Genomic DNA, 25865 nt, shown 5'->3' on the forward strand with positions numbered 1-25865 from the left:
GAGTTCGTATCAACGATAGATACTACTGGGATACCCAGGTTGTTGGCTTCTTTAATTGCAATGTGTTCGTGGTCGGCATCGATCACAAACAGAACATCAGGCAAGCCGCCCATGTCTTTGATACCGCCTAAGCTTTTTTCCAGCTTGTCCATTTCACGGGTACGGTCTAAAGCTTCTTTTTTGGTCAGCTTGTCGAAAGTACCGTCCTGGCTCTGAGATTCCAGGTCTTTTAAACGCTTGATAGACTGGCGAACAGTTTTCCAGTTCGTCAGCATGCCACCCAACCAGCGGTGGTTTACATAGTACTGGTCAACTTGCAAAGCAGCTTCTTTGATCGCTTCAGAGGCAGCGCGCTTAGTACCAACAAACAGGATTTTGCCTTTTTTAGCAGCAACAGACTGAATGAAAGCCAGAGCATCGTTCATCATTGGAACAGTTTGTTCCAGGTTGATGATGTGAACACGGTTACGAGCGCCGAAAATGAATGGCTTCATTTTTGGGTTCCAGTAACGTGTTTGGTGACCGAAATGTACGCCCGCCTGGAGCATATCGCGCATAGAAACTTTTGCCATTATAAATATTCCTTAGTAATGGGGTTGGGCCTCCATACACCCCATAAAACCGACTGAAACTCAATGAGTTGCAGCACCCCGGCTTATGTGTCGATGTATGTGTGTTGTTTAGTTAATTGCAGTTTTAATCTGCGTTTTGCGTTTTTGACAGAATCTGATTTGCCAAATCGCGGCGCGCTTTATACCATAAGCACCCTTGAAACACAATGAAATGTGTATTTTTACAGCTATTCACAGCAAGAGAGAGATGGCATGGCCGCGATTATTAAAACAGCAGATCAGATCGAAAAAATGCGTGTGGCAGGCAAACTGGCCGCCGAAGTATTAGAGATGATTGAGCCATACGTCAAAGCCGGTGTCACCACCGAAGAGCTGAACACCATATGCCATAACTATATTGTCAATGTCCAGCAGGCTATCCCTGCCCCGCTGAATTACCACGGTTTTCCAAAATCGATTTGTACTTCCGTCAATCAGGTGATTTGTCACGGTATTCCTTCACCGGAGAAAAAACTCAAAGACGGCGACATTATTAATATCGACATCACAGTGATTAAAGATGGTTACCACGGCGACACCTCAAAAATGTTTGTGATTGGCAAACCGAGCATCATGGCTGAACGCTTAATTCGGGTGACTCAGGAATGTCTGTATAAAGGCATCCGTAAAGTGAAAAACGGCGCCCGTCTAGGCGATATTGGTTTTGTGATCCAGCAACATGCTGAGCAACACAGCTACTCCGTCGTACGTGAATACTGCGGTCATGGCATAGGCGAAGTTTTTCATGAAGACCCACAGGTGTTGCATTATGGCCGCCCTGGTACAGGTGATACCTTAAAAACCGGTATGTGTTTAACGATAGAGCCGATGATCAACGCCGGTGAACGTCATAGTAAATTGTTAAAAGACGGCTGGACGGTTGTGACTAAAGATCGTAGTTTATCAGCGCAGTTTGAACATACTATTGTCGTCACCGATACAGGCTGCGAAATTTTAACGCTACGCTCTGACGACACGATAGAACGGATAGTCACGGCCGACTGAGTCGAAACCAGACGGAAGGTGGCCGCTTAAACACTGAGGTAAAGCAAATGAACATGGCGCTGGCGTTTAATAAGTCTTTACCCGGTTTATGTACTCTGGACAGTTACAAAAAACATTTTGCCGAGTTTAACGACTGGCTAAAACAGGCGTTTGAGCATCAAACCATCGCCAGCCTGGTCAAAGCCCGTGCCCGTTTTATCGACGAGGTGCTGGTGTCTTTATGGCAGCATTTTGATCTGCATAAACACAAAAAGATCAGTCTGATAGCCGTAGGGGGTTATGGCCGGGGTGAATTACACCCCTGCTCAGATATCGATTTATTGTTATTAACCGACAGCAAACTCGACGCCCAGCAAAAAGAACAAATCAGCCAGTTTATTACCCTGCTGTGGGACTTACGATTAGAAGTCGGCCACAGTGTGCGTAGTGTGAAAGAATCTGTCACTTTAGGCAAAGAAGACATCACCATTGCCACCAACCTAATGGAAATGCGCCTGCTGACCGGCAGTAAAGAGCTGTTTGACGAGTTACAGGCCCAGGTCTGTAGAGATAACTTTTGGACTTCTCAGGCGTTTTTTCAGGCCAAACGTGACGAACAGCAGCAGCGTCATGCCCAGTACCACGGTACAGCCTACAACCTGGAACCGAATTTAAAAGCCAATCCCGGTGGTCTGCGGGATATCCAGACCATAGGCTGGGTGGCGAAAAAGCACTTTAATACCAGAACCATGCGTGAGCTGGTGGCTTATCAGTACCTGACGGAAGATGAATACCAGGAACTGATGGAGTGTGAAGCTTATTTATGGCAAATGCGTTTTGCCCTGCATATTGAATCAGGCCGCAACGAAAACCGTATCTTGTTTGACTACCAGCCGGCTGTCGCCAAACGTTTAGGTTTTGGTGATGATGGTAAAGCCTCTGTTGAACGGATGATGAAACGGTTTTTCCAGACGGTGCAACGGGTCGCTGAGCTCAATGATATGCTGCTGCAGCATTTTGACGGCAGTATTCTTAATAGCCAAAGCAAACTGAAACAGCAAAAGCTGGATGACTTTTTTGAGCTGACCGGCCATTTAATCCGCGCGACCGACAATGCAGTGTTTGCCCGGCGTGAAAATATCCTGCGCTTGTTCTGGCATATCGCCAATAACTCCAATATCACAGGCATTCATTCAGATACCATACGTTTACTGCGCTTAGTGCGGCGGCGTCTGATGGGGGATTTGCAGGATTATGAAGCCTGCCGCCAGCTATTTATGAGCATTATGCGGCATCCGCGTGGTATGGACAGAGCCATTACGCTGATGCACCGCCACGGTATTCTGGCCGCTTATCTGCCAGCCTGGCGCAATATTGTCGGTCAGATGCAGTTTGACTTATTTCATGCTTACACAGTGGATGAACACACCCACCGCGTGCTGAAAAATTTATACCGCTACTCACAGGCAGGCTTTGAAAACGAGTTTCCGCTTTGCACTGACATAGTCAAACGTATGGAAAAACCAGAGATTCTCTATCTGGCCGGTATTTTTCATGACATCGCCAAAGGTCGGGGTGGTGATCACTCAGAGCTGGGCTCTTTGGATGCACGTGAATTTGGCAAGCTGCATAAGCTCAGCGACTTTGACAGCAAATTGCTGGCCTGGTTAGTGGAAAGCCATTTGTTAATGTCGGTGACAGCGCAGCGCCGTGATATTCACGACCCGGCGGTGATTGCTGAATTTGCTGAAAAAGTGCGGGACGAGACCCGGCTTAACTATTTGTATTGTCTGACGCTGGCCGATATTCGTGCTACCAATGACAACTTGTGGAATGACTGGAAAGGCTCGTTATTACGTGAACTGTATTTAGGCACCCAAAAAGCCTTCCGCCGTGGCCTGGAAAAACCAATGGATTTACGCGATCTCATTCGTGAAAACCAGGCTGAAGCCATGAAGCTGTTGCAAAAACAAGGATTTACCGAACAAGAAGTACTGCAGCTCTGGAGCCGGATCAAAGCAGACTATTTCGCCCGCTACAACCCGAAACAAATTGTCTGGCACTGTGAGCATATTTTGCGCCACAAAGATCCGCTGGAGCCTTTGGTGCTGGTGGATAAAACACCATTTCGTGGCAGTACTCAAGTATTTGTTTATACACCGGATCAGGACAACTTATTTGCCCATTTAGTGGCCGCACTGGACAGCAAAAAAGTCAATATTTTTGATGCCCAGATCATGACTAATAAAGACGGTTATGCGATGGACACCTTTGTGGTGCTGGAACAAAACGGTGAACCCGTTACCTCGCCTTCGCGTTTACAAAGCCTGAAACGGGCGCTGGAAACTTACATTAGCGGCAAACCGGATTTATCGAGGGCTAAGCAACGTTTATCCCGCCAGATGCGGCCCTTTAATATAGCGCCCAAAGTAGTGTTTATTCCGGGGGCTAATAAACACCGCACTATGGTGGAAATCACCGCTTTGGATATGCCGGGTTTATTGGCTGATATAGGCTCTGTATTCCAGCAATGTGAGATTAGTATTCACGCCGCCAAAATTACCACCATAGGCGAAAAAGCCGAAGACTTTTTTATGATTTCAACGAGACAGGATCAGGCGCTGGATGCCGATCAACAAGCACAACTGCGCCGTGTTCTTGTCGAACAATTAACTCATGTGACAGAGGGATAAAGTTTTGTCAGATTTAAAAACCGTTATCGAAGCCGCGTTTGAACAACGTGCATCCATTACTCCATCTACGGTAACTGCTGAAGTTAAAGCTGCAGTGACTGCAGCTATTGAACTTTTGGACAGCGGCAAAGCCCGGGTTGCGGAAAAAATCGCAGGCGAATGGGTCACTCACCAATGGCTGAAAAAAGCGGTGTTATTGTCGTTTCGGATCAATGACAATCAGGTGATGGATGGCGCTGAAAACCGCTTTTTCGATAAAGTACCAATGAAATTTGCCGACTACACGCATGAACGTTTTGTTGCCGAAGGCGTGCGTGTGGTGCCTCCTGCCGCAGTGCGTAAAGGCAGTTTTATCGATAAAAACGTGGTGCTGATGCCCTCCTACGTCAATATCGGCGCCCATGTTGGTGAAGGCACTATGGTGGATACCTGGGCCACTGTGGGCTCCTGTGCTCAGATTGGTAAAAACGTGCATTTATCTGGTGGTGTAGGCATTGGTGGTGTATTAGAGCCACTGCAGGCCAACCCAACCATTATTGAAGACAACTGCTTTATCGGTGCCCGCTCTGAAGTCGTGGAAGGTGTAATCATCGAAGAAGGCGCAGTGCTTTCTATGGGTGTGTATATCAGCCAGTCGACCCGTATTTACGATCGTGAAACCGGTGAAATTACTTATGGCCGTGTACCGGCAGGAGCTGTCGTAGTGCCAGGTTCAATCCCATCGAAAGATGGGACTCATAGCCTGTACGCCGCTATTATCGTCAAAAAGGTGGATGCTCAGACCCGCGCGAAAGTAGGGATTAACGCTCTGCTGCGTAGCATCGACTAAATCCGTCGTACTTGAAGCTGCAGCTTTGTTGACTTCACGTTCTCGCCCCAGTCGCATAGTACGCTATGCTCCTGGGGTCTCGATCGCTTGTCGCCTCGTTGCAACTCCAATTACTTAGGATTTACATAGCCCGACACCAAATGAACTGATTAAAACTGCTGTTCTATCCACGGCAAGGCTAAATCTTCCGGCTGCAGGGTTTCGCCTGCATCTATCTCTAAAGTCGGTGCCATGGCTGTGCCTTGTAATTCCGCCAATAATTCTGCGAACTGTTTACCGGCACCACAAAAGGTATCGCCATAACCGCTGTCGCCAAGCGAAATCACGGCGTATTTTTTGCCTGTTAACAGCGGGAATCTGTCTTTGACATCAATAAAAAATGGCAACAAATTATCCGGAATATCGCCCTGACCTGTCGTGGAGGTGATTACCAGCCAGATGTCCGGCGCAAAAGCTAATACGTCGTTCAATTTAGGCTCCAGATTAAGCTGAGTCAGATAACCTTTGCGCTGTAAAATTTTCTCTGCTTCTTCGGCAACAAACTGCGCGCCGCCATAGACAGTGCCAACCAGAATAGATACTTTTTTCATACAACTCCTGCGTTAAAACTATCGCTTTATAAAGAAGGCAGGCCTGCTAAGTCTGAGCGCTGGAAAAAATTACTGTACCAGCGCTCTTCTGTAGGCCAATTGAATGCTTTAAATAATTCTTTTACTTCACCCATCGGTGCTTCGATCACTACACTGGCACCAGTGACCGGGTGCGTAAACTCCAGTCGTTTGGCGATTAACAATAACCTGTGGCTGTTAAAATGCTCAGCAAACAAGCGGTTATGCTTCCCCTCGCCATGCGTCGTATCGCCCACTATAGGGTGGCGTAAATGCGATAAATGCCGGCGCAACTGGTGCTTGCGCCCTGTTAAAGGTTGCAAAGCCACCAACGAATAACGGGCCACCGGATATTTGCCTATAGCTATAGGCAATTCAACCTGGGCTAAAGGCCATAGGGCTGTTATCGCTTCCTGCTTGTCTTTGTCCTGACTTGCCTGTTTGTCAGCAATTTTATCCAGTTGCTCTTTCAGCGGATAATCCAAAATACCGGAGTGTTTAACAAAACCACGACACACCGCCAGATAAAATTTACGCCAGTGTTGCTCTGTTAACTGTTCAGTCAGCAGACGGGCAACATCAGCGGATAAAGCAAATAACAACACACCAGAGGTTGGCCTGTCGAGCCGATGCACCGGAAACACATGCTGGCCAATCTGATTACGCAGGGTTTGCATCACAAACACAGTTTCGTGCCGGTCTAAAAAAGAGCGATGCACCAACATACCAGCAGGTTTATCTATAGCCACCAGAAACTCGTCCTGATACAAAATCTGCAGCACCGGCACCTCAGTTAATTCAGGCGCGTTCAACACTTTGCTCACGTCGACCACTTAATAACTCATCCAAATCCGCAATACGATTAATCAGCAACAACGTCTGACTTCCTAAATGCTTAAAAGCCTCTTCCGCTATCGGGCACACGGCGATTTGCTGAGGCAATGGCAAGCGCCCTTCCACTAAAGCCCGCATTCTTGGCAAAAATACAAACTGTAGCCAGTGCTCCAGTGGCATAGTGTCATAAAAAAAAGGCGCTGTGCTTTGCATCGCCGCTTCACTTGGTGCAATCACAGCCCAGAGGTTTGCCATTTTTAATTCGCGCTCAATCTGATCCAGTAAATCTGCGACCTGTAGATACATGCTTATTCGGTTCCTGCTCTGCCTTGGCTAGATTTTATCACAGCAGGAGCCAGGGCTGCCTTGCAAAAACAGCACTGCATCGCCATTATGCGTATTCAAAACAAAGGAGAAGTCATGGATTTTGTCTGGTTATTACTGTTAGGTATGGCATTTGTTTATGCGTTTTTATTGCAGCGTAAGCAGGATGAAACCGCGATTAAGCTGGCCAAACATTTATGTAAACAGCAGCAATTGCAGTTTCTGGAATGCGCCAGAGGCAAGCATCAGTTTTCGAAACTGGACAACAGATGGCGCTGGTTTACCAGCTATCAGGTCGATTTTAGTGGTGATGGTGAAAGCCGTTATCAGGCCGAACTGCGTTTATCCGGCTTGCGTTATTTAAGCTTTCAGTTACCGCCTTATCGGATTTAAGGTAGTTTTTGTAGTTTCCGCTCCAACTGCCCGGTCAGAAAATCTTTATACATCACCCAATCTGCCGCCAGACTATAAAACGGATATTTAAAGGTGGCAGGTTTGTTATGTTCAAATTTAAAGTGCCCTACCCAGGCAAAACCATAACCTGCCACTAGCATCAGCCACCAATAGCCCCATAAACCTGTTACCGCCAGCGTGGCCAGAATCGCCAGCACTAAAGTCGATCCTATGTAATGCAGGCGGCGGCAAACGGGGTCTTTATGTTCTGATAAATAATAAGGATAAAACTCGGAAAAACTACGAAAACCGGACATCTATGTTTACTCCACCAGGGTTAACGGACTGCTTTGTCTTGCTCGGAACATTAACGTACCTTTGACCTTGCTAAAATTCAACTCTGTGACCTGCTGATAATGATCGGCACTAAAAAAAGCTTTGTTTTTTTCCAGCGTGACAAAAACCCCTATGCCCAAAGAAGACGGATTTTGCTCTACAATCGAATCGACAGCATGCATTAAATAATGTCCTAAGCCCAGATGTTGGTACTGTGGCGCAACAGCGATAAAAGCTAGCATATGATAATGCTGTACCGGCATGGCGGCATGAATACGTTGCTCTTTTTCCAATAATTGTTTGGTAGAGACATAACCTGCAGTCAGCAGCATTTTCAGGCGCCAATGCCAGAATCTGTCCCCACTCAGCTTAGACCCAGGTTCTGTAACACAAGCCACTCCCAGCAGTTGCTGCTCAATAAAAATACCTATTACAGGCTGCTCTTCCTGCCAGAACACATTCAGTTCTTCTCGTATTGCCGCTCTTAACCGTTGTTCATAATCTGCTTTATCGGCCTGAAAAATATCCATAAATACCGGATCATCATGATAAGACTGGTATAACAAGGATGCAGCCAATCTCAGTTCATCAGGAGTTAATAACTGTGCTTTAAGCTGATTCAAATCAAGAGCGGGCTGATTCGGCATGGTAAGTTCCTGTTCTGTCTTGTAGTTTGAGTATCAACATAGCAGCAGGGCAGCAGATTGCCAATGCAGCAGGGCGGTAGGGCGACTACACTTTAATCAAACTTGCAATGATCAGAGGAGCTTAAAATGGATAGGACCACACATGATATGGCCACTCTATTTGCCCAGTTGGGCTTGGATAATAGCCCTTCGGCTATTAAGGCCTTCGTTGCCAGCCACAAAATTCCGGCAGATTTGTCATTAGCTCAGGCCTCATTCTGGACCGATGCTCAGGCCAGCTTTTTGACCGAAAATTTAAAACAGGATGCCGACTGGAGCGAAGTGATTGATCAGTTAAATCTGATGTTGAGATAAACGGCAACCATAAAGGGAAGCACCACCAGAGGCGGTGCTTCCCTGGTCCGGGGATTGTTACAGTTGGCGATAGGCTTTGTCGCCCCAGCCTGTTAAGACGCCATTTTTAAAAACCAGTGGGGTGCATTCATCTTTGCTGGTTTCGCCGTCACTGTGTTCATGATGAGTACGGTAGAACAGCACTACAGTTTCATTGCCTTCGTCTCGGAACGATTCACTGAAATCCGGAGTACCCAGTTGACCACGCACCGAGGCTAATTCGTCGCCAAGATTTAACTGACTGATCACCTGATTGTTTAGTTTTTGCGTTTTTTTCCATGACGAATTGTTGCTGCTGTCATGCTCGTCATTGTCACCTATCGCCACCACACAACCAGATAACGCCATCATCGCAGCCGCTACTGTTAATACCTTTACATAATTCATTGTTGTTCCTTTCATTTTTAACTTATTCGTTTTAACTGGTTGACTATCAAAAGCAAAACGCAAGCCAACTTTTAAAACCTATAAATAACAATAACTTATAAAATCACACTAGTGACACCAATCACATAAATGGTAAATTTCGCTAAATTTTAGTGAAACTTGAGAATCCCATGGAATCACTCAGTCAACAAATCGCAAAAGTCGCTGCGCAGCTGCAACAAGAGGGCAAGGAGCCTAGCCTGGCTTTGGTCAAAGCCCGGTTAGGCACTGCGACTATGAGTCCGGCGTTATTGCAGGCTTATCAGGCCTGGCGCAATGGCGCAGCGGTAAAGTCAGACTCAGCCGCAGACGCACAAATGCCGGCAGAAAACGAGTTGCCTGCGGATATCAAAGCTGATTTGGCTCGGATTGAAGCCAAACTTGATCTGATCATCAAAAAACTGGGGATCTGATGTTAGTTGCAGAGCTGGAGTTTAAAATTATTGCCGATACCAGCTTTAGCGCGGCGGAAAAAGGCATTCGCTATTATTTGGAGAAGCTGATTTTTCAGGGGCAAATTTTAGGTCGCGAGTTCCCTACTTATCAGGCCAAAGACAGCTTTTTCAGCCGGGTGGTGTTAGCACAGCCTGACGCACTGGAAAAAAAATCCCATAGCAGTGCAGGCCTTCAAGCCTTAGAGCAATTGCAACACGTAGGGTTAAGTTACCCAAAACTCAGTATTTTGGGTGATGATTTAATGTCAAACCATACCGATCCCTGCCCTGCTCATACTGCTTTGATTTTATTTTGTAGTTTTTCTGCCACGAACTCCGTGTTGTACTGTGCTGAGCACTTTGCTCCGGTGCCTTTGTATAAAGTAGGCAGAACCAACGGCGAAGATTTTGAATCTTTGGTGCGCTGGCAGTTGCAGTATCAGGCATTGGATGAAATACAGATGCAGGAAAGCAGAGTACTGTTGAAAAGTGCTGAACAAAGTGTGCAGGGTTTTTACAGCGCGTTAAATCAACAAGGTTATCAACAAGCCAGAGCTTTGGCTAAAGAGTTAAATAAACCAGTTTATTATTATCTGTACAGTGGCAGCAGCAAAGATTGCGCTTCGGACGCGAAGAAAAAATGTCCTGGCTGTGGCTCTGACTGGAAATTAACAACAAGCTGGCACGGCTTGTTTGATTTTTGCTGTCAGCCCTGTCAACTCCTGTCGAATATCGCCTTTGACTGTCAAAGTTGAGTGACGTTAAAAACTTAGCTGAGTTAAAAAAGTGGCTAAATCTGGTGCCAGTAAATCCTTTACCTCCATTCCGACTTTTTCTAAGTAAACCTCACCTGTCGCCACTAACACTGAAATTAAATAATCATCATGATCCGTGGCGGCAATAAACACAGTTTCGCGCTGTTTTAACCGTCTTTTCATCAATATATGCGCAATAATGTTTTGCTGCAGCCGCTCAAAGTCCGCCTGATGCCAGCTCATCAGTAGTTCCAGCTCTCCTCTTTGGTGCCTGACCTTTAAACCGCCACCAAAATAGCTGGTGTAAAAGCTAACAAGCTCAGCCGGGAACTTCAGCTCCAGCGCTTGCTGAGTAGCGGATAAATCCAGCGCTGGCTCAGCTTGGACCGGACGCCAATGCACTTCGCCATCGACCACTACACCATACTGGCAAGGAGAATCCTGTTCAGGATCTGCCCAACTGATCAGTTTTGGATTTTTTTCGTAATAGGACGCGACAAAGTGTGTAAATTGCTGATGAAATTGACCCGGCATGGTAGTTCGCTTCTGTGCTAAAATTGCCGCCATTCTAACTTGATTGCCCTTGTAATCCAAAGCTGTTGGTGTAACAAGCGGCAATCATTATAGCTCCAGCTTCCCGTAAGAAGGCTCTATGACAAAAATACAGACAGAGCAATTGTCTGGCCTGACACTTGGCCAGGTAACCGCTTATATTGATCACTACAGTCCTGAATTATTACAAGCCGTGCCGCGCACCTTAGGCCGTCAGGCTATAGGTTTGGGCGCTGAATTACCTTTTGTTGGTCAGGACACCTGGCATGGCTATGAGCTGTCATGGCTGACGCCTAAGGGTAAACCTATGGTAGCGTTGGCCACATTTGTAGTGCCTTTTGATACGCCCAACCTGATTGAATCCAAGTCATTTAAGCTGTACTTAAACAGCTTAAACCAAAGTAAATTTGCTGATATCAGCCAGTTGTACCGTACTATGAAAGCCGATTTATCAGCGTGTGCCGGTGGTCCTGTGCAAGTCACTTTGCACAACGTCAATGAGCTGACGGCTTTTCAGCCCACCTGGTTGCCGGGCCGTTGTATTGATGATCTGGATATTGAAGTGGAGCACTACGACTACAAACCAGAGCTGCTGCAGTTAAACCCATCAGGGGCTTTGGTAGAGGAAAAGCTGCACTCACATTTACTCAAGTCCAACTGCTTAATCACCTCCCAACCCGACTGGGCCAGTCTGTACATTCATTACAAAGGCAAGGCGATTGATCATGCCTCTTTACTGAAATACCTGATTAGCTTCAGAAGCCATAATGAATTTCATGAACAGTGTGTAGAGCGAATTTATCTGGATGTGTGGAAGCTGTGCCAACCTGAGTTTTTAATGGTTTACGCCCGCTACACCCGAAGAGGTGGCCTGGATATCAATCCACTGCGCAGCAGCGAACCTTGTGATCAGCCTAATGTACGATTAACCAGGCAGTAAACTAAACTCAGCCAGATGAAATGAAGCCAAAAAGTAAAAGGGTTAAACACCTCATATCGGTTTAACCCTTTTTATCTTTACAAAACAGCTATATCTGGCAAGTCAGATCAAATAGATCAGAACTTATAACTCATACTCAGACGAGCATTTACTGGACTACCTGGCATAATATTGTTGTTATTATGTGCCGATGCGGCGTAACGCTTGTCCGTTAGGTTCTCGACATTCAGTTGTAGCCGAAGTTTGTCAGCAGGATTAATAAAGATAGCTGCATCAACACGACCAAAGCCTGGCAAGGTTACTAGATTGTCAGTTGCGATATAACTATCAGATTGTGCGACGAAACCAAGACCTACTCCCCACATTTCATTAAACTGATATTTATTCCATATGGATACTTTGTTGCGTGGGACCTGCGCCAAGACCTTACCGCGACTCGTAGCCGGAGCTTCTATTTCGCTATCCTGATGCGCATAGCCGAATATGTAGTCCCAACCTGTCATGAACTGGCCGTTGAGCTCAAACTCAGCTCCTTTCACATTCTGGCCGTCCACCAATAAGAGAGCTGTAGGATCGGATGGATCTGTGACTGCAACATTGGTCCGCTCAAGCTTGTAAACTGCAGTAGTTAAAGCTAAATGATCACTGAGGTCCCATTTCAAACCTAGCTCACGATTAACAAAGGCTTCAGGCTCCAGAGCTGCCGTAGTTACTGACAACCCGGCTAATTGTTCTCCTGCGCGTGGTACGTAGGATTTGCTGTAGTTAACGTAAACTGAGATGTCAGTAACAGGTTTATAAATCAGTCCTGCACGTGGAGATAACAGATCATCATCGCTGGATAACTCAACGTTCGTTCTGTTATTGTAGAGATCAACTGAAAACTGATCATAACGAACGCCCATTACAGCAATCCACTGCTCAGACAATTCCATTTGGTCTTGCAGATAAACTGCTTTTGCTACCGCTTCGCCATAGTTGTCTGCATCACTCCCTGCAGCACGATACGTTATAGCGCCGTTATAAACCGGATTACTGAGTGGAACCAAAGTGCTGCTGATATCCACACCCAGATCTGAGAAATAACCCGTTAAACGTTTGTTATCAGTATCCTGCTTGCTATATTCAATGCCAGTCAACAGCTTGTGATTAATACCAGCAGTGTTAATTTCAAATGTTAAATCCGTCTGATTAATTAAGTTTTCACGCGCTGTAGCACTGCTATAAGACGAGATAGATACAAGCTCTGTCTCGGGATTGTAGACCCCAGCGAACACATTATCGTAGTACTTATCATAGTCAGCGTAACGCGTCTGGTTGATCAGCGTGGCACCATTATCAAACTCATGGCTTAAGGTCGCTGAAAACGCATCTACTGTTACTGTAGAAATACTATTTTGTGGACTACCTATATATAAACTACGTCTGGTATCAAGTGGTTTATTAGTGCGTGGATCAGATGGCAAACCACGATCGGTCAGTCGCTCATCATCAAAATATTCATAACTCAGTGCAAGACTTGTTTGCTCGGTCAGCTTGTAAGTTAATGTAGGATTAAGACCACTTCGCTTCGCATAAAAATAATCACGGAAACTATCTGAATCTTCATACACGCCCGTCAAACGTACAGCCAGCTCTTCATTTACTGCATGATTGTAGTCAGCGGCTACACGGCCTTGTTGCTGAGCAGAATACGACAAATCAAGCCCACCGGTAGCCAACCAATTTGCCTGCTTACTCACTCTGTTGATTAAACCACCAGCACCGCCACGACCGAAAATCATCCCAGAAGGTCCTTTGAGAACCTCGATTCGTTCTGCATTGTATAAATCTCGCAGATACTGAACATCGTCACGGACACCGTTCACAAAAAAATCTGCAGTCGAGATATTTCCACGGAAGATAGGCGCATCGCGATGTCCTTCCCCCTGCGACATTTGTACTCCGGGAACGTACCGAACGACATCAGCCATGCTTTGCATACTTTGATCTGCAATCTGTTGTTCTGTCAGGACAGTAATGGACTGAGGAATATCACGCAACAGCGTGTTTGTTTTAGTCGCGGTTGTTGTTGCCTGAACTTTGTAATTAAGCTTTTCACCTTTTACTTCAATATGTTCAATTCGGACATCATCAGCCAAAACAGTTGAGGCAGTCGTCATTAATGCGATGGACGCCGCGATCTTTGTTAAACGAACATTTATTCTCATCGACACAACTCCAAATAATACTTTCGAGATATTAACACCAATAGTTCGCATTTAAAACGCAAAATTATACGGCAGTGTCTGAGAAACGATCATAGTGAAGTGATGAGTGATCTATTGATGTTGCATTATTGGTCAGAAACTACACCTTTTGTAGTCAACCGAGGGGATGTCAGGGCTGTAAAGTCAGCCTGAACTCAGATATTTATCAGGTTAGTTCTAAATCACTTTTTATAACGGGCAAGGCAGCATGAATTTGCCACTGGCTAGAACTTTTTGGCTCTCTACTGACTCTTTTATAATCAACAATTTATCAAATTAAACTTTTTAGTTTAGATTTGAAATGCAAGACGGAAGTATCAGTGAAGATCCCTTGTTTTCCTCTTCGTTAGTAAGCTCGAGGGATAACTGAAGTTAAATAAACTGATGATAAGACGTTTTCTGATGGAGATAGAGATCCAATAGAGTGTGAGTGCCCCGATAAAGTTTTCTCAGGGCATCAGAGCGAAAGCCTGCTCTCAAAGGTACTAACTGCTCCCTAACAATAGCTAGAGTTCAATCCCCAACCAGGCCTGATGCATGGCTTTTTGCTGTCGGCTTGGTTTGATCACAGGCACCACTTGACCAACACCTTTGGCTTGATCCGCCAATACCAATGGCTGATGTTGTAAACGGCCCTGACGGAAGTAACTGATCTGTACCTTGTCGCCTGCTTTAAAATCTTTCAAGCGCTCAGCTACATCAGCTTTAAGTTGTAAGCCATTGACCGCGACAATCAAATCTTCAGAAGTAAAACCAGCCTTCCAGGCCGGGCTGTCACGTTCTACCTTGTTAACCAGAGCAAAACCTGATTTGTTTTCGGCTGTTATGCCAGAAAAAATTTCACGTTCTTTTGCTTGTTGCCACTGCAAACCGAAACTGGCCAAAAGCCTGTCGATATCAAAATTCAGTGGTTTTTCTATCAGTTGTTGCCACCACAGGTTTTGGTCTTCGCCAGTCAGTTCTGACGCTATGGCTATCACATCTTTGGCGGTAAAAGCTGTAGTTTTACCAAAGCGTTGGTAGAGCTGATTATGCAGTTCACGATAGCTGGCTTTGCGGCCTGACTGCCTTAAAATCAGCTCGTCCAGCAGCCAACTGGCAATGTAGCCCTCAGAGTAAATATTCACCCCAAAATTAGTGCCATGATCGCCACCTAAACTGATCCAGCTATCAAAACTACTTTCTGACACTGATTGCACTAAACGGCCCGGTGTATGCACAAACTTATCCAGCCGCTTTGCAAGGTCTGCATAAAACTCTGCTTTGGTCATCAAACCAGCACGCAGCAATAGCTGATTCTGGAAATAACTGGTGGACCCTTCCGATATCCATAACAACTTGCTGTAATTCGGGTTCAGGTAGTCATAAGGCACTAATTCAGCAGGACGATAAGCTTTCACGTTCCAGGTGTGCACCAGCTCGTGAGAGGCCGTGCTTAAAAAGGCTAGATAATCCTCACGCTTGCCAAAGGTAAATCTGTCTCTTTGGATCACGGTTGAATTTAAATGCTCAGTGGCACCACGGGCACCGTCAGTGGCATGCACGATAAACAGATAACGCTGATACGGATAACCTTGCCAGATAGCGTCCGTGTGCTGCACCAGCTTTTCCAAGTCTTTTTGCATCTGGCTGGCGTTGTAATTGCCTTCGCCCCAAATCACCAGATCATAATCACGGCCATCGGCGCTAAAGGTTAAATGCTGATTAATACCAGTCTCGATGGGAGAATCCGCCAACACATCATAATTTGCCGCAACAAATTGATGTTCGTTATCGCCTTTTGCCATACCAGAAAACGAGCGCCAGCCCTGCGGCACTTCTAATTGCACTGTTACCGCCTGCGACTTCTGCTGATGGCTAAACAGCAAAAACGCACTGGCGTTGATATAGGCATGGGTTTCATCAATATGGCGGGTGCGATCAGCCAGCTCGTTGGCGTAGACAGTATAGTGCACCACAACTTTGCCTTTAGTTGTTGGCTCCAAAGTCCAGCTACTTTTTTCAGTCTTCTGCCAGGGCACCGCGTTGCCTTGTTGATCCACAGCACTAAAGCCTGTTACCGCTTTGGCTAAATCCAGAATTTGATATTTACCACTGCGCCAGGCGGGTAACATTAACGTCAGAGGTGCAGCCTCTGTGGCATCAAATTCAGCCCGAACCTGCGCCAGGTGATGCTGTGGCTCAGTAATACGAATATGGTAATTTACTTCTGCACTACTGAATGCAGACCAGCTCATTATGATCAAAGTAAAAAAAACTTTCAGAAATCTCACGCCATAACCTCCAAACTCAAAAAGCAAAAATAATCATAAATTCAATAAAATAGCTAATAAACCTCTGCAAAAAGCTAAATAAAAGCGATCAAAACAATGTAACCACACCTGTACTATTACATTTTAACTTTTACTTTCAGGCTAAATTCTGTTCTAATGTCCATCGTCCTGACAGGGACAATCTTATTAACTTCAGACCTTAAGTGAACAAAGATGAACTATCTGACCTCTGCTGAAGAACAAAGCTGGTTACCTTACTACTTAACCAAAAAGTAACCACAAAAAAATACCCTACATAATTGCTGATCTAAAGCGGACTGTTTAGTCCGCTTTTTTCATTTCGTACCAGATTATGCTGTCGCTTTTATCATTATTACAGATATACTTAGGCCAAACCGAACGGGTTTTAGCTGGGGAACAATTCTGGTGGCTGAACAGCAAAGTGATGTAAAACAGCAGCTGGCAAACGCGGTCAAAGCGCGGAAACAGTTGGAAGATACCTACGAAAGTCAGTTTAAAATCCTGTCTCAATTTGTCTCCAGGCTCTCTCTGGCCTGTAAAGGTATAGACATTGATTTGGACAACAAGCTGGCCCGTTTGCGTCAGGAATTTGCCAAAGGCACTGATTTGGAGAAAATCCTGCCTTTGGTCGAAAGTGCCGTTGAAACCCTAAAAACACTGGAATCCCGTCAGCTCTCTGATCTGAAGAAAGCTCAAAGCACCTTGACTGATGCAGGTAAATTACTGCAAAAACAACGGGGTTTACCAGACCAGTTAAGACGTGATCTGCGCGACTTGCTCAGTAAAGTAGAAGAACCCTCTGCCACAGTACAGGCATTTTTACCTCATCTGACTCACCTGACCGAGTTATACCAGGCTGCATTAGCCACTAAACAGCAAAGTGAGCAAGCAGAACAGGGCAATACCACAGAGGAAAACAAATATCAGGCGATTTGTAAGCAGATCTCTGTTGAACTGACTAACCTTCTGAGCGAACTGGCTTTTGAAGGTAAATATGGCCAGGATATAGAAAAAATCCGTTTAACTTTATTGTCTGATGTCAGTATTGAAGCTTTACTGGAGTCCTGTTTACGCACCATTGAAATTATTATCGCCTCGGTGACAGATGAACGTCAGTCAGCACAGCATTTTCTGCTGAAGCTGAATGAAGCCCTGACCGGGGTGCAGCAAGCTGTTGTTTCCTCATTAAATACCTCAAACAACATCAAAGAAAAAATGCTGCTGTTAAATCAGCAGATTGAGCAACAGATCACAAACTTAACAGCGGATACCAAGGCGGCAACCTCGCTGGAACAGTTGCAATCGTTAGTCTCAACCAAACTCAGCGCCATCACCTGTTCTTTGCGCGATAAAGAACAGTTAGAAAAAGATGAACGTGAACTGATGCTGACGACCCTACGCCATATGGAATCCCGTCTGGCCGATCTGGAGCAAGAAGCTGCGCAATTTAAAAAACGTCTGGCAGAGCAGAAATTCAGAAGCTTGCAGGATGCTTTAACAGAGCTGCCGAACAGAGCGGCCTTTGACGAGCGCTTTGAGCTGGAAATTCGCCGCTCTCAACGTTATGGTAAACCTTTGGCAATAGCGCTGGCTGATGTCGACCACTTTAAACAGATTAATGACAACTACGGCCACAGCGCTGGGGATAAAACCTTAAAAGTAATAGCTCAGGCATTAAAACAAAGCCTGCGCGAGACCGACTTTATCGCCCGTTACGGCGGTGAAGAGTTTGTTATTTTGTTCCCGGAAACACAGTTATCTGAACTTAAGCAACCTTTGAATAACTTAAGAGAGAGGATCAAAAAAATCCCGTTTAAATTCAAAGATAAAAACGTTCCCATTTCAATTTCTTTTGGTGCAACAGAATTCAAGAGCTCGGACACAAACAGAGCAGCTTTTGACCGTGCCGACGAAGCTTTATATGAAGCTAAACGCGCCGGCAGAGATTTGGTCGTTCTGAAAAGCTGAATAGCCTAAGCTCTCGAGCGCTGCTCGAATAAATTGCTTTATCTGTCTGATTGAATGAGTTAAATGTAGAGTACTCATCACTCATTGAGCCTAATTCAGGTTAAGCATCGGCCCAGGCCGGGTCATAAGGAAGTAATCTATGCATGTACAACTGAATCCAGTCGGCGCTATGGCGCTTCTATCTCAACTTGAAGTTGACCGCCTGAAAAATAATACCAGCTCTGACGCTTTTACTTTATTTCGCAATTGTTGCCTTGCTGTCTTAAACGTAGGCAGCCACACCGACAGCTCCAGTGAAATTTATGATCAGTTTAAAGATTTTGATGTGAATTTGTTGGCGCGTGAACGTGGTATTAAAATTGAGCTGTTTAATCCACCGGAAAGTGCTTTTGTTGATGGGCAGATTATCCGTGGTATTCATGAGCATTTATTTGCTGTATTGCGCGATATCCTGTTTTTCCACACCCAGTTAACCCATGCCAACAGATTAGACTTACAAAACAGCGATCATATTACTCATACTGTCTACGATATTTTGCGTAACGCCAGGGTGATAGATTCAGCCGTAGAGCCCAATATGATCGTCTGTTGGGGTGGTCACTCGATCAACGAAACTGAATATAAATACACCAAAGAAGTAGGTTATCAGTTAGGTTTACGTGGGCTGGATATCTGCACAGGTTGTGGCCCGGGCGCGATGAAAGGCCCAATGAAAGGTGCCACTATAGGTCATGCCAAACAACGTAATACCAAAGGCCGTTATTTAGGTTTAACAGAACCAAGTATTATTGCGGCAGAACCACCAAACCCTATAGTCAATGAGCTGGTAATTCTGCCTGATATTGAAAAACGGCTGGAAGCTTTTATCCGTGTCGCTCATGGCATTATTATTTTCCCTGGTGGAGCAGGCACAGCGGAAGAGCTGCTGTATTTACTCGGCATTATGCTGCATGAGAAAAACAAAGATCAGAAACTACCGGTGATCCTGACGGGGCCACAACAAAGTGCGGCTTATTTTGCTGAACTGGCCAGTTTTATTGAGCAAACGCTGGGGCGGGAAGCGCTGGATTTGATTGAGATTATTATCGATGACCCAGCCGGAGTCGCTCGTCGTCTGAAACAAGGTTGTGCAGAAGTACGGCAATACCGCAAGAGCTGTGGTGACGCTTATCACTTTAACTGGACCTTGCATATAGACCCGGACTTCCAACATCCTTTTGCGCCAACGCACCAGAATATGGCGTCTTTGGATCTGCATCTGGAACAGGATAAAGCCAAATTGGCAGCGCACTTACGTCGTGCTTTTTCCGGTATTGTGGCTGGTAATGTAAAAGACGAAGGCATCCGGGCTATCAAACAACATGGCCCCTTCAAGCTGTCAGGCGAACCAGCCTTGATGAGTCTGATGGACAAGTTATTGCAGGCTTTTGTTGCTCAGGGCAGGATGAAGTTACCGGGTTCGACCTATGAGCCTTGTTACCAAATACTAAACTGATATGGCTCATTTGTTATTAATCGACGGACTAAACTTAGTCCGTCGTTTATACGCTGCCCAGGAAAGACCTTTTCACAACTCCCCTGCGCCCTACAGTGAGGCAACAGGCCAGCAACTGCTGCACAATACAGCGGAGCAGCTCCAACAAATTGCTTTGAAACTCACCCGGCAATTTAAACCCAGCCATGCACTGGCAGTGTTTGAAGCAACGCACCTGAACTGGCGCACCAAACTCTACCCGGCCTACAAAGCGGATCGACTGCCGATGCCGGAACATCTGCAAATAGCCCTGCCAGTGCTAAAACAAAAACTATCTGATATCGGCATCCAAAGCTTTCAAATTGCCGATCAGGAGGCCGATGATGTGATTGCAAGTCTGGCGATGACCATGCGTCAACATCAGCAGCAAGTGACCATAGTGTCGACAGACAAAGGCTATTTACCTTTGTTAGCCGACGGAGTTGCTGTGTATGATCATTTCAACCGCCAACAGCACAGCGCGGAGACGGTACTGCAGAAGTTTGGCGTATTACCACAGCAGTTAGTCCGATATTGGAGCCTGGTCGGTGATAAAACGAATAACATTAGTGGTCTGACAGGTGTAGGGCCGAAAACGGCTGCAGAACTGTTAAAACTGGGGCCAGATATTAAAACAGCTCTGGCCCATCCGGATTGTCCGGCCAAACTGAAACAGAAAATTATGGCGTCCCGTGCACAACTGCAGTTGTTTATGCAGATCTTAAGTCTGAAAACTGATTTACAGTTGGGGCTTAATTTACAGCAGGTACGTTTTACAGCATGTTGAGGCAGACGATGAAAGTAAAAACCATAGCCTTCTTACTGGCAGGACTGCTACTGTATGTCGGCTTAACCTGCATTACATTGCTGTTTTATAAGGATGATCCTGATCAGATGAACTGGCAGGACAGAGAAGCTTTTAACACCAAATATATTTATAAACTGGATTTGACTAAAACCATCACCAGAGATCAGGTGATCGACTATCTGGGTGGACCAGATATTACGGAAGCCAAAAACCAACAGCAGCAGATTTATCAGGTGCTGTACTACCGCACCCACAGAACCAAAACCGACGGCATTACCACTCGCGACGAATGCACAGCTATTTTATTTAAAAATCAGCAACTGATAGCTATAGGTGAAACTGCGGTAGAGCAATACAACCAACTGGACTGAGATGGTAACTTTGGGATCTTTGACAGCGCTTTATCAGGACTGTGATGTGTTTTACACAAAGACACAGCAGTTATCAGCACTACAGCAACTGGAATCGCTGCAAAGGATCTGCCAGCACACAGCACAACTGGCACTTACTACTCCTTTTTTGCTGATATCCCAACTCTCTCTTAGCCCAAGCACTGGCCTGGTTGCCAGCAAAGTCTTTATCAAACAGGCCGCCCTGTTAACAGCAATTGCGATGGCGGGTCGTTGGCCTGAAGATTTAGTGTTGCAACTGCTCAAATGCTGTTTGTTGCAGACATTGGCTGTAACAGCCTTGTTGGAGAAGTCGGCGAAGGCAGAACAGCTCAGCGCTTTAGAGCAACAACAGCTCAAATTCCCGGCTTTGATTGCGATAAAGCACCACAAAGAGCTAGCGGAAAAAGCCGGAGTATTGCATCTGTTACGACAGTGTTATGGCAAAAATAGAGGGTTAGCCACCTGGCAAAGCCCCTACTTCAGTCAGTTAATCAGTTTTTGTTGGCAAGTCACCAGGCTGATGTTACCCGGCGCCGGCAAATTGATTGCGCTGGAAAAAATATCTGTGCAACTACTCCCTCAGGCCACTGCCACAGAGCTGGAGTTTTGGCGGGCTTTATCCTGCCTAAACAGTAGCAGCTATAGTACAGGACGCTTTATCCGTGACTCTGAGGCTAATCTGGCACTGCTGCTTTGCGAAATTCATAGTTCACAGCAGAGTCAATTATTAGTACAGCATTACAACAAGAGCACGAAGCAATTGTTGCCGCCACAACTCCTGGCTGCAACAGACTGGCAGTTATTAAATCCACGACAGTACCATCAGGACAACTGGCTTGATGGCTGGCAACAGGACAACAGACTTTTACCGCAATGGCCACAAACCACAGAACTACCAGCGTTAAGCTGGTTGCATCAGCTAAGTCTTGCAGCCAAAGTCAGTCAACAAACAGAATTGATAGAACAACATCCATGGCTGATACAACAGCTCAGGGAAAAGGCATCCGCTCAAAGCAGGCAACAACAAAAAATTCACTCTACCCACCATGCTATCGCGATGCTGGGCCAGGAACAGCTATTGCCTTTGTTAAAACAAGCCTGGCTGGAACAACATTGTCACAGACAACATCAACCTTTACATGGCTGGCTGCTGGAGTTCAGGCGCGTCCTGGCCAAAGCCTTGTATCTGTTGACCCAACCCATAAAATTTTATGCGTTAGCGCAACAACAGGCAGAGCTGCTGGCCTGGTGTTTGTGCTGGCCTTTGTGGCAGCAGACAGATTTACGTTTTTTAGCCCTGGTGCATCCAAACCAAAATAACTGCCAACTCAGCCAGTGGCTAAAGCAGCAGTTATGGCAAAGTGAGCATTATCAACAACTGGCGGTAAAAACGCTGAAACATTTACAGTGTAACCAAAGCTGGCAGGATGCCTGCCTGCATTACAGAGCTTTACCCACTTCAGGCCATTCCCATGCCATGGCTTTTGTGCTGGCTTTTGCTTTTGATCTGACAGTTTCGATATTCTCAGACAGTGATGAGAGGGACAGACTGACTCACAGTTATAAATTCACCGAAACTGCACTGGCAGCACCAGATTATTCAGTCACAGATTGGCAGGCGTTGCTGGTTGAACAAACTCAGCCCGTCAGCCAACTTATGGCCAGTTGTAGTTTTATTTCTCCATTTCCTGCAATTATGCCGCAAGAACCAACAGATTTGTCGCAGATGTCGGCGTAAACTGGAAAATAAGCACCAAAACTGGTATATTTTCGCCGAATTTCAGCAAGCTCTGACACAACAGCAGCAATAAGAAAAATAAACCAGCAGCAGCTTTGTGTTTATTACAACCAGTCACGATAAGAATCAGTTACTTAAGGAACGTTATGAGTTCACAAACTATTACAGTCATCAAAGGTGATGGCATAGGTCCAAGCATAGTAGAAGCCGCTATTCAGGTTCTGGATAAAGTAGGCTGTAACTTCAACTATGAATACGTTGAAGCAGGTTTAACAGCGTTAGAAACTACCGGTGAGTTGCTGCCACAAACCACACTGGACGCCATTGCCCGCAACAAAATCACCTTAAAAGGCCCGTTAACTACACCTGTAGGCGAAGGTTTTACTTCAATTAACGTGACCTTACGGAAAAAATTCAACCTGTACTCAAACGTGCGTCCGGTGATTTCGTTTAAAGGCACTAAAGCCCGCTACGAAAATATCGACATCATTACAGTACGTGAAAATACTGAAGGTATGTATTCAGGTGCTGGCCAGATCGTGAAAAACGAAGGCGAGTTGGCAGAAGCCATGAGCGTAGTAACCCGTGAAGGTTCTGAACGTATTGTTGAGTTCGCCTTTGAATTGGCCCGTCGCGAGAAGCGCAAAAAAGTCACTATTGTGCACAAAGCCAATATTCTGAAATCCACCTCTGGCCTGTTCTTAAAAACAGCCCGTGAAGTAGCATTACGTTACCCGGATATTCAGGCCAGCGAGATGATCGTTGATAACGCCTGTATGCAACTGGTGATGAATCCACAACAGTTTGATGTGATTGTGACCACCAACCTGTTCGGCGATATTTTATCTGACCTGTGTGCCGGTTTAGTCGGTGGTTTAGGCATGGCGCCAGGCGCCAATATCGGCAAAGACTGCGCTATTTTTGAAGCAGTGCACGGCAGCGCGCCAGACATTGCAGGCAAAAACCTGGCCAACCCAAGTTCAGTGATTTTAGCGTCAGTCCAAATGCTGGAATATTTGGGCATGAAAGATAAAGCAGAAAAAATTCTGGCTGCTTTAACTGATGTAATTGCATCAGGCGACCGCACCACCCGCGACTTAGGTGGCAGCCATGGCACCACAGACTTTACTGCTGCCATGCTGGAACGTCTGTAATACCCTTCGTTCTTGAAGCCGTAGCTTCGTTGACTGTACCAGCTAGCCCCAGTCACATAGGTAACTATGCTCCCGGGGTCTAGCTGGCTTGTCGCCTCGCTACAACTCCAATTACTTTGGGTATAGTCTGAATCAAGCTCTAAGCTTTTTTGCCATCATCTGCGCTTCACACTACTATGCTCCGAGAGGATTTTTCCTAAGGAGTTATATCAATGTATCAGTTGTACTATTCACCCAGCACTGCCAGTATGGCGCCGCATATTTTGCTGGAAGAACTTGCCGTGCCCTATGAGCTGGTACTTACAGACACAGCCACAGGCTCACATAAAAAAGCTGAATATCTGGCGCTGAATCCTAACGGCACTATTCCAACCTTAATCGACCGCGGTCAGGTTGTTTTTGAAACTGCAGCTATTTGTCTGCATTTGGTCGACAGCCATCCGGAAAAGAATTTATTCCCAGCTCCCGGCACGTTAAAAAGAGCCGAAGCCTACAAATGGCTGATTTGGTTCTCCGCTACCTTACAAAGCACTTTAGTGGTGTATTTTTATCCGGAGCGTTGGGTGACTGGCGAGCAAAACGCCGCAGATTTAAAACGCCACGCCCAGCAAAAAGCTCAGGGCCTGCTGGAACAAATGGACAAACATTTAGCCAGCCACTGCAGTCCATGGTTTTTAGGCGAAGAATTTTCGCTCATCGATATTTACGCCATGATGTTATGCCGCTGGACCCGGCATTTTGACGATAAAAAAGCCCGCGATTACCCTTCTATAGCCCTCTGGGTACAAAAGGTATTAGCCCGCCCTGCAGTGCAAAAAGTGATGGATTATGATGGCTTAGTGAAGCCTTATGTATGACAAAGGCAGGGATAATCCCTGCCTTCTTTCTTTATTGCTGTTGCAAAAAAGCTGTATTAAAACTTTCGCACATGCACTGTCACTTCCTCGCGGTCGTGGTACAAGTGTTTGGCCTGGAACTCGACATCCAGTCCCGCTTCGTCCAGTTTTTGCTGCATCATCTCCAGCACTTCAACCACTGTTTCGTAGCGTTTTTTCATAGGTAATTTCAGGTTAAAAATACTTTCCTGACACCATTCGTTGATCAGCCAGTCGCAAACCAACTGGCCAACACGCTGTGGTTTTTCAATCATGTCGCAAACCAGCCAGTGCACGTTCTTTTTCTCAGGTTTAAATTTAAAACCATCCACCTGAAAATGTTTTACCTGGCCTGTATCCATTAAAGACTGCGCCATCATACCGTTGTCGATGGCAGTGACCATCATGCTGCGTTTTACCAACTGATAGGTCCAGCCGCCCGGACAAGCGCCTAAATCCACTGCTCTCATGCCCGAAGCCAACCGAGTATCCCATTCGTCTTTTGGAATAAACTGAATAAAAGCCTCTTCCAGTTTTAAGGTGCTGCGACTTGGCGCATCGGCCGGAAACTTCAGCCGCATAATGCCGTTTTCCAGCGGGCTGTTATTCTCAGGGTACGAAATGCCTAAATACGCACTGCTGCCAGAGAGCATAAATAAATGCAGTACTGCAGCGCGGGAGTTTTCTTTTTGCAGCAAAACACCGGCTTTGCGTAACGACTGGCGCAAAGGTACTGTCAGTTTGCGCGCCAAAGTCGATAATGTTTTGCCGTCGTTGGTTTCAGGGTATTCCACCCGCACTTCACCAAAAGCGGAGAGCTCAGCAGCCAAAGCAGATTCAACCACAGTACTGATTCGATCGGCCGGGTTTAATTGCAGCAAGTCATCGACCAGCAAAAACCACTGGCGGGCAAAAATTAAGTTACTAAAGTCATAGTCACGATAAAAAGCGGCTAAGGCATCAGAGTCATACGCTTCAAAAATGACAAAAGCGGCGTCTTTGGTCAGTTTACAAAAACCAAATACCTCTTGCTGAGCTGCTTTGTCCTGAATTTCGCCGGCACATTCTTTTTCAAAACCTGAACGGCAATACAGCAAAAGTTGGGGCATCTTCAT

The 25865-nt window shown here is 45.9% G+C and carries 26 protein-coding genes; 15 read left to right on the forward strand and 11 right to left on the reverse strand.

Annotated elements, in window-relative coordinates:
* Positions 1 to 572, reverse strand: a 572-nt coding sequence (rpsB, locus tag SD53_RS16085; RefSeq protein WP_046521222.1) for a 30S ribosomal protein S2, incomplete at its 3' end; no start/stop codon positions are given.
* Positions 573 to 824: 252 nt separating this feature from the next.
* Here rpsB and map point away from each other — a divergent pair.
* From map to dapD, 3 genes are read left to right on the forward strand one after another with little or no spacing between them, the layout of a single operon-like run.
* Positions 825 to 1616, forward strand: a complete 792-nt coding sequence (map, locus tag SD53_RS16090) for a type I methionyl aminopeptidase (RefSeq protein WP_046521223.1) — start codon at positions 825 to 827, stop codon at positions 1614 to 1616.
* Between the two features lie 47 nt (positions 1617 to 1663).
* On the forward strand, positions 1664 to 4288 hold the full coding sequence (gene glnD / locus SD53_RS16095) for a [protein-PII] uridylyltransferase (RefSeq protein ID WP_046521224.1): 2625 nt from the start codon (positions 1664 to 1666) through the stop codon (positions 4286 to 4288).
* 4 nt (positions 4289 to 4292) lie between these two features.
* Positions 4293 to 5117: a 2,3,4,5-tetrahydropyridine-2,6-dicarboxylate N-succinyltransferase gene (dapD, locus tag SD53_RS16100; RefSeq protein WP_046521225.1), complete on the forward strand. Its 825-nt coding sequence runs from the start codon at positions 4293 to 4295 to the stop codon at positions 5115 to 5117.
* A gap of 149 nt (positions 5118 to 5266) precedes the next feature.
* Here the strand turns inward: dapD and SD53_RS16105 are convergent, their stop codons facing one another.
* Genes SD53_RS16105 through SD53_RS16115 form a run of 3 tightly spaced genes read right to left on the reverse strand, consistent with a single transcriptional unit; the run spans position 5267 to position 6865 of the window.
* Positions 5267 to 5707, reverse strand: coding sequence for a flavodoxin (locus SD53_RS16105; RefSeq protein ID WP_046521226.1), 441 nt, complete (start codon positions 5705 to 5707; stop codon positions 5267 to 5269).
* A gap of 26 nt (positions 5708 to 5733) precedes the next feature.
* Positions 5734 to 6549 (reverse strand): tRNA pseudouridine(65) synthase TruC, encoded by an 816-nt coding sequence (gene truC, locus SD53_RS16110; protein ID WP_046521227.1) that lies wholly within the window; start codon positions 6547 to 6549, stop codon positions 5734 to 5736.
* Positions 6524 to 6865, reverse strand: a complete 342-nt coding sequence (locus SD53_RS16115; RefSeq protein WP_046521228.1) for a YqcC family protein — start codon at positions 6863 to 6865, stop codon at positions 6524 to 6526. The genes truC and SD53_RS16115 overlap by 26 nt, the downstream gene beginning before the upstream one ends.
* A gap of 60 nt (positions 6866 to 6925) precedes the next feature.
* Between SD53_RS16115 and SD53_RS16120 the strand changes: the two genes are divergently transcribed.
* Positions 6926 to 7276, forward strand: coding sequence for a DUF3301 domain-containing protein (locus SD53_RS16120; protein ID WP_241481843.1), 351 nt, complete (start codon positions 6926 to 6928; stop codon positions 7274 to 7276).
* Here SD53_RS16120 and SD53_RS16125 read toward each other — a convergent pair.
* Complete coding sequence (locus SD53_RS16125) at positions 7273 to 7593, reverse strand: Mpo1-like protein (protein WP_046521229.1); 321 nt, start codon at positions 7591 to 7593, stop codon at positions 7273 to 7275. The genes SD53_RS16120 and SD53_RS16125 overlap by 4 nt on opposite strands.
* 6 nt (positions 7594 to 7599) lie before the next feature.
* Positions 7600 to 8259, reverse strand: coding sequence for a GNAT family N-acetyltransferase (locus SD53_RS16130; RefSeq protein WP_046521230.1), 660 nt, complete (start codon positions 8257 to 8259; stop codon positions 7600 to 7602).
* Between the two features lie 126 nt (positions 8260 to 8385).
* Here SD53_RS16130 and SD53_RS16135 point away from each other — a divergent pair, with 126 nt between their 5' ends.
* Complete coding sequence (locus SD53_RS16135) at positions 8386 to 8613, forward strand: DUF2789 domain-containing protein (protein ID WP_046521231.1); 228 nt, start codon at positions 8386 to 8388, stop codon at positions 8611 to 8613.
* A 57-nt stretch (positions 8614 to 8670) separates the two neighbouring features.
* On the opposite strand, the gene SD53_RS16140 is transcribed toward SD53_RS16135, so the two are convergent.
* Positions 8671 to 9039, reverse strand: coding sequence for a DUF3192 domain-containing protein (locus SD53_RS16140; RefSeq protein ID WP_046521232.1), 369 nt, complete (start codon positions 9037 to 9039; stop codon positions 8671 to 8673).
* A gap of 170 nt (positions 9040 to 9209) precedes the next feature.
* Between SD53_RS16140 and SD53_RS16145 the strand changes: the two genes are divergently transcribed.
* Together SD53_RS16145 and SD53_RS16150 are read left to right on the forward strand one after the other, a co-directional pair.
* Positions 9210 to 9491: a hypothetical protein gene (locus SD53_RS16145; RefSeq protein WP_046521233.1), complete on the forward strand. Its 282-nt coding sequence runs from the start codon at positions 9210 to 9212 to the stop codon at positions 9489 to 9491.
* On the forward strand, positions 9491 to 10267 hold the full coding sequence (locus tag SD53_RS16150; protein ID WP_046521234.1) for a Zn-ribbon-containing protein: 777 nt from the start codon (positions 9491 to 9493) through the stop codon (positions 10265 to 10267). Before SD53_RS16145 ends, SD53_RS16150 begins: the two co-directional genes overlap by 1 nt.
* A 6-nt stretch (positions 10268 to 10273) precedes the next feature.
* Here the strand turns inward: SD53_RS16150 and syd are convergent, their stop codons facing one another.
* The gene (gene syd / locus SD53_RS16155) at positions 10274 to 10801 is read right to left on the reverse strand and encodes a SecY-interacting protein (protein ID WP_046521235.1); all 528 of its coding nucleotides are present in this window, start codon (positions 10799 to 10801) and stop codon (positions 10274 to 10276) included.
* Positions 10802 to 10919: 118 nt separating this feature from the next.
* Between syd and queF the strand changes: the two genes are divergently transcribed.
* A complete protein-coding gene (gene queF, locus SD53_RS16160) occupies positions 10920 to 11759 on the forward strand; it encodes an NADPH-dependent 7-cyano-7-deazaguanine reductase QueF (protein ID WP_046521236.1) in 840 nt (279 codons plus the stop codon).
* A gap of 116 nt (positions 11760 to 11875) precedes the next feature.
* On the opposite strand, the gene SD53_RS16165 is transcribed toward queF, so the two are convergent.
* Positions 11876 to 13969 carry a TonB-dependent receptor gene (locus SD53_RS16165; RefSeq protein WP_082101899.1) on the reverse strand — a complete coding sequence of 698 codons (2094 nt, stop codon included), beginning with the start codon at positions 13967 to 13969 and terminating at the stop codon, positions 11876 to 11878.
* A gap of 545 nt (positions 13970 to 14514) precedes the next feature.
* Positions 14515 to 16245: a M61 family metallopeptidase gene (locus tag SD53_RS16170; RefSeq protein ID WP_052749434.1), complete on the reverse strand. Its 1731-nt coding sequence runs from the start codon at positions 16243 to 16245 to the stop codon at positions 14515 to 14517.
* Between the two features lie 462 nt (positions 16246 to 16707).
* Here SD53_RS16170 and SD53_RS16175 point away from each other — a divergent pair, with 462 nt between their 5' ends.
* From SD53_RS16175 to SD53_RS16205, 7 genes are all read left to right on the forward strand, one after another.
* The gene (locus tag SD53_RS16175; protein WP_046521239.1) at positions 16708 to 18270 is read left to right on the forward strand and encodes a GGDEF domain-containing protein; all 1563 of its coding nucleotides are present in this window, start codon (positions 16708 to 16710) and stop codon (positions 18268 to 18270) included.
* A gap of 139 nt (positions 18271 to 18409) precedes the next feature.
* Positions 18410 to 19765 carry a nucleotide 5'-monophosphate nucleosidase PpnN gene (gene ppnN / locus SD53_RS16180; RefSeq protein WP_046521240.1) on the forward strand — a complete coding sequence of 452 codons (1356 nt, stop codon included), beginning with the start codon at positions 18410 to 18412 and terminating at the stop codon, positions 19763 to 19765.
* 1 nt (position 19766) lies between these two features.
* Positions 19767 to 20570: a flap endonuclease Xni gene (xni, locus tag SD53_RS16185; protein WP_046521241.1), complete on the forward strand. Its 804-nt coding sequence runs from the start codon at positions 19767 to 19769 to the stop codon at positions 20568 to 20570.
* A gap of 8 nt (positions 20571 to 20578) precedes the next feature.
* Positions 20579 to 20962: a DUF3192 domain-containing protein gene (locus SD53_RS16190; RefSeq protein WP_046521242.1), complete on the forward strand. Its 384-nt coding sequence runs from the start codon at positions 20579 to 20581 to the stop codon at positions 20960 to 20962.
* A gap of 46 nt (positions 20963 to 21008) precedes the next feature.
* Complete coding sequence (locus SD53_RS16195) at positions 21009 to 22721, forward strand: hypothetical protein (RefSeq protein ID WP_125060829.1); 1713 nt, start codon at positions 21009 to 21011, stop codon at positions 22719 to 22721.
* Between the two features lie 146 nt (positions 22722 to 22867).
* On the forward strand, positions 22868 to 23875 hold the full coding sequence (locus SD53_RS16200; RefSeq protein ID WP_046521244.1) for an isocitrate dehydrogenase: 1008 nt from the start codon (positions 22868 to 22870) through the stop codon (positions 23873 to 23875).
* A gap of 212 nt (positions 23876 to 24087) precedes the next feature.
* The gene (locus SD53_RS16205) at positions 24088 to 24732 is read left to right on the forward strand and encodes a glutathione S-transferase family protein (protein ID WP_046521245.1); all 645 of its coding nucleotides are present in this window, start codon (positions 24088 to 24090) and stop codon (positions 24730 to 24732) included.
* Between the two features lie 56 nt (positions 24733 to 24788).
* Here SD53_RS16205 and rlmM read toward each other — a convergent pair whose 3' ends face one another.
* On the reverse strand, positions 24789 to 25865 hold the full coding sequence (gene rlmM, locus SD53_RS16210) for a 23S rRNA (cytidine(2498)-2'-O)-methyltransferase RlmM (protein ID WP_241481844.1): 1077 nt from the start codon (positions 25863 to 25865) through the stop codon (positions 24789 to 24791).

The organism is Rheinheimera mesophila (assembly GCF_000986865.1).
In the GTDB taxonomy this organism is placed as follows: domain Bacteria; phylum Pseudomonadota; class Gammaproteobacteria; order Enterobacterales; family Alteromonadaceae; genus Pararheinheimera; species Pararheinheimera mesophila.

Excerpts from the sequence above, each read along its gene's own strand:
- map (WP_046521223.1), top strand. The coding sequence starts at position 825 with ATGGCCGCGATTATTAAAACAGCAGATCAGATCGAAAAAATGCGTGTG.
- glnD (WP_046521224.1), top strand. The coding sequence starts at position 1,664 with ATGAACATGGCGCTGGCGTTTAATAAGTCTTTACCCGGTTTATGTACT.
- SD53_RS16105 (WP_046521226.1), bottom strand. The coding sequence starts at position 5,707 with ATGAAAAAAGTATCTATTCTGGTTGGCACTGTCTATGGCGGCGCGCAG.
- SD53_RS16115 (WP_046521228.1), bottom strand. The coding sequence starts at position 6,865 with ATGTATCTACAGGTCGCAGATTTACTGGATCAGATTGAGCGCGAATTA.
- SD53_RS16125 (WP_046521229.1), bottom strand. The coding sequence starts at position 7,593 with ATGTCCGGTTTTCGTAGTTTTTCCGAGTTTTATCCTTATTATTTATCA.
- SD53_RS16130 (WP_046521230.1), bottom strand. The coding sequence starts at position 8,259 with ATGCCGAATCAGCCCGCTCTTGATTTGAATCAGCTTAAAGCACAGTTA.
- SD53_RS16135 (WP_046521231.1), top strand. The coding sequence starts at position 8,386 with ATGGATAGGACCACACATGATATGGCCACTCTATTTGCCCAGTTGGGC.
- SD53_RS16140 (WP_046521232.1), bottom strand. The coding sequence starts at position 9,039 with ATGAATTATGTAAAGGTATTAACAGTAGCGGCTGCGATGATGGCGTTA.
- SD53_RS16145 (WP_046521233.1), top strand. The coding sequence starts at position 9,210 with ATGGAATCACTCAGTCAACAAATCGCAAAAGTCGCTGCGCAGCTGCAA.
- SD53_RS16150 (WP_046521234.1), top strand. The coding sequence starts at position 9,491 with ATGTTAGTTGCAGAGCTGGAGTTTAAAATTATTGCCGATACCAGCTTT.
- syd (WP_046521235.1), bottom strand. The coding sequence starts at position 10,801 with ATGCCGGGTCAATTTCATCAGCAATTTACACACTTTGTCGCGTCCTAT.
- queF (WP_046521236.1), top strand. The coding sequence starts at position 10,920 with ATGACAAAAATACAGACAGAGCAATTGTCTGGCCTGACACTTGGCCAG.
- SD53_RS16165 (WP_082101899.1), bottom strand. The coding sequence starts at position 13,969 with ATGAGAATAAATGTTCGTTTAACAAAGATCGCGGCGTCCATCGCATTA.
- SD53_RS16170 (WP_052749434.1), bottom strand. The coding sequence starts at position 16,245 with ATGAGCTGGTCTGCATTCAGTAGTGCAGAAGTAAATTACCATATTCGT.
- ppnN (WP_046521240.1), top strand. The coding sequence starts at position 18,410 with ATGCATGTACAACTGAATCCAGTCGGCGCTATGGCGCTTCTATCTCAA.
- xni (WP_046521241.1), top strand. The coding sequence starts at position 19,767 with ATGGCTCATTTGTTATTAATCGACGGACTAAACTTAGTCCGTCGTTTA.
- SD53_RS16190 (WP_046521242.1), top strand. The coding sequence starts at position 20,579 with ATGAAAGTAAAAACCATAGCCTTCTTACTGGCAGGACTGCTACTGTAT.
- SD53_RS16200 (WP_046521244.1), top strand. The coding sequence starts at position 22,868 with ATGAGTTCACAAACTATTACAGTCATCAAAGGTGATGGCATAGGTCCA.
- SD53_RS16205 (WP_046521245.1), top strand. The coding sequence starts at position 24,088 with ATGTATCAGTTGTACTATTCACCCAGCACTGCCAGTATGGCGCCGCAT.
- rlmM (WP_241481844.1), bottom strand. The coding sequence starts at position 25,865 with ATGAAGATGCCCCAACTTTTGCTGTATTGCCGTTCAGGTTTTGAAAAA.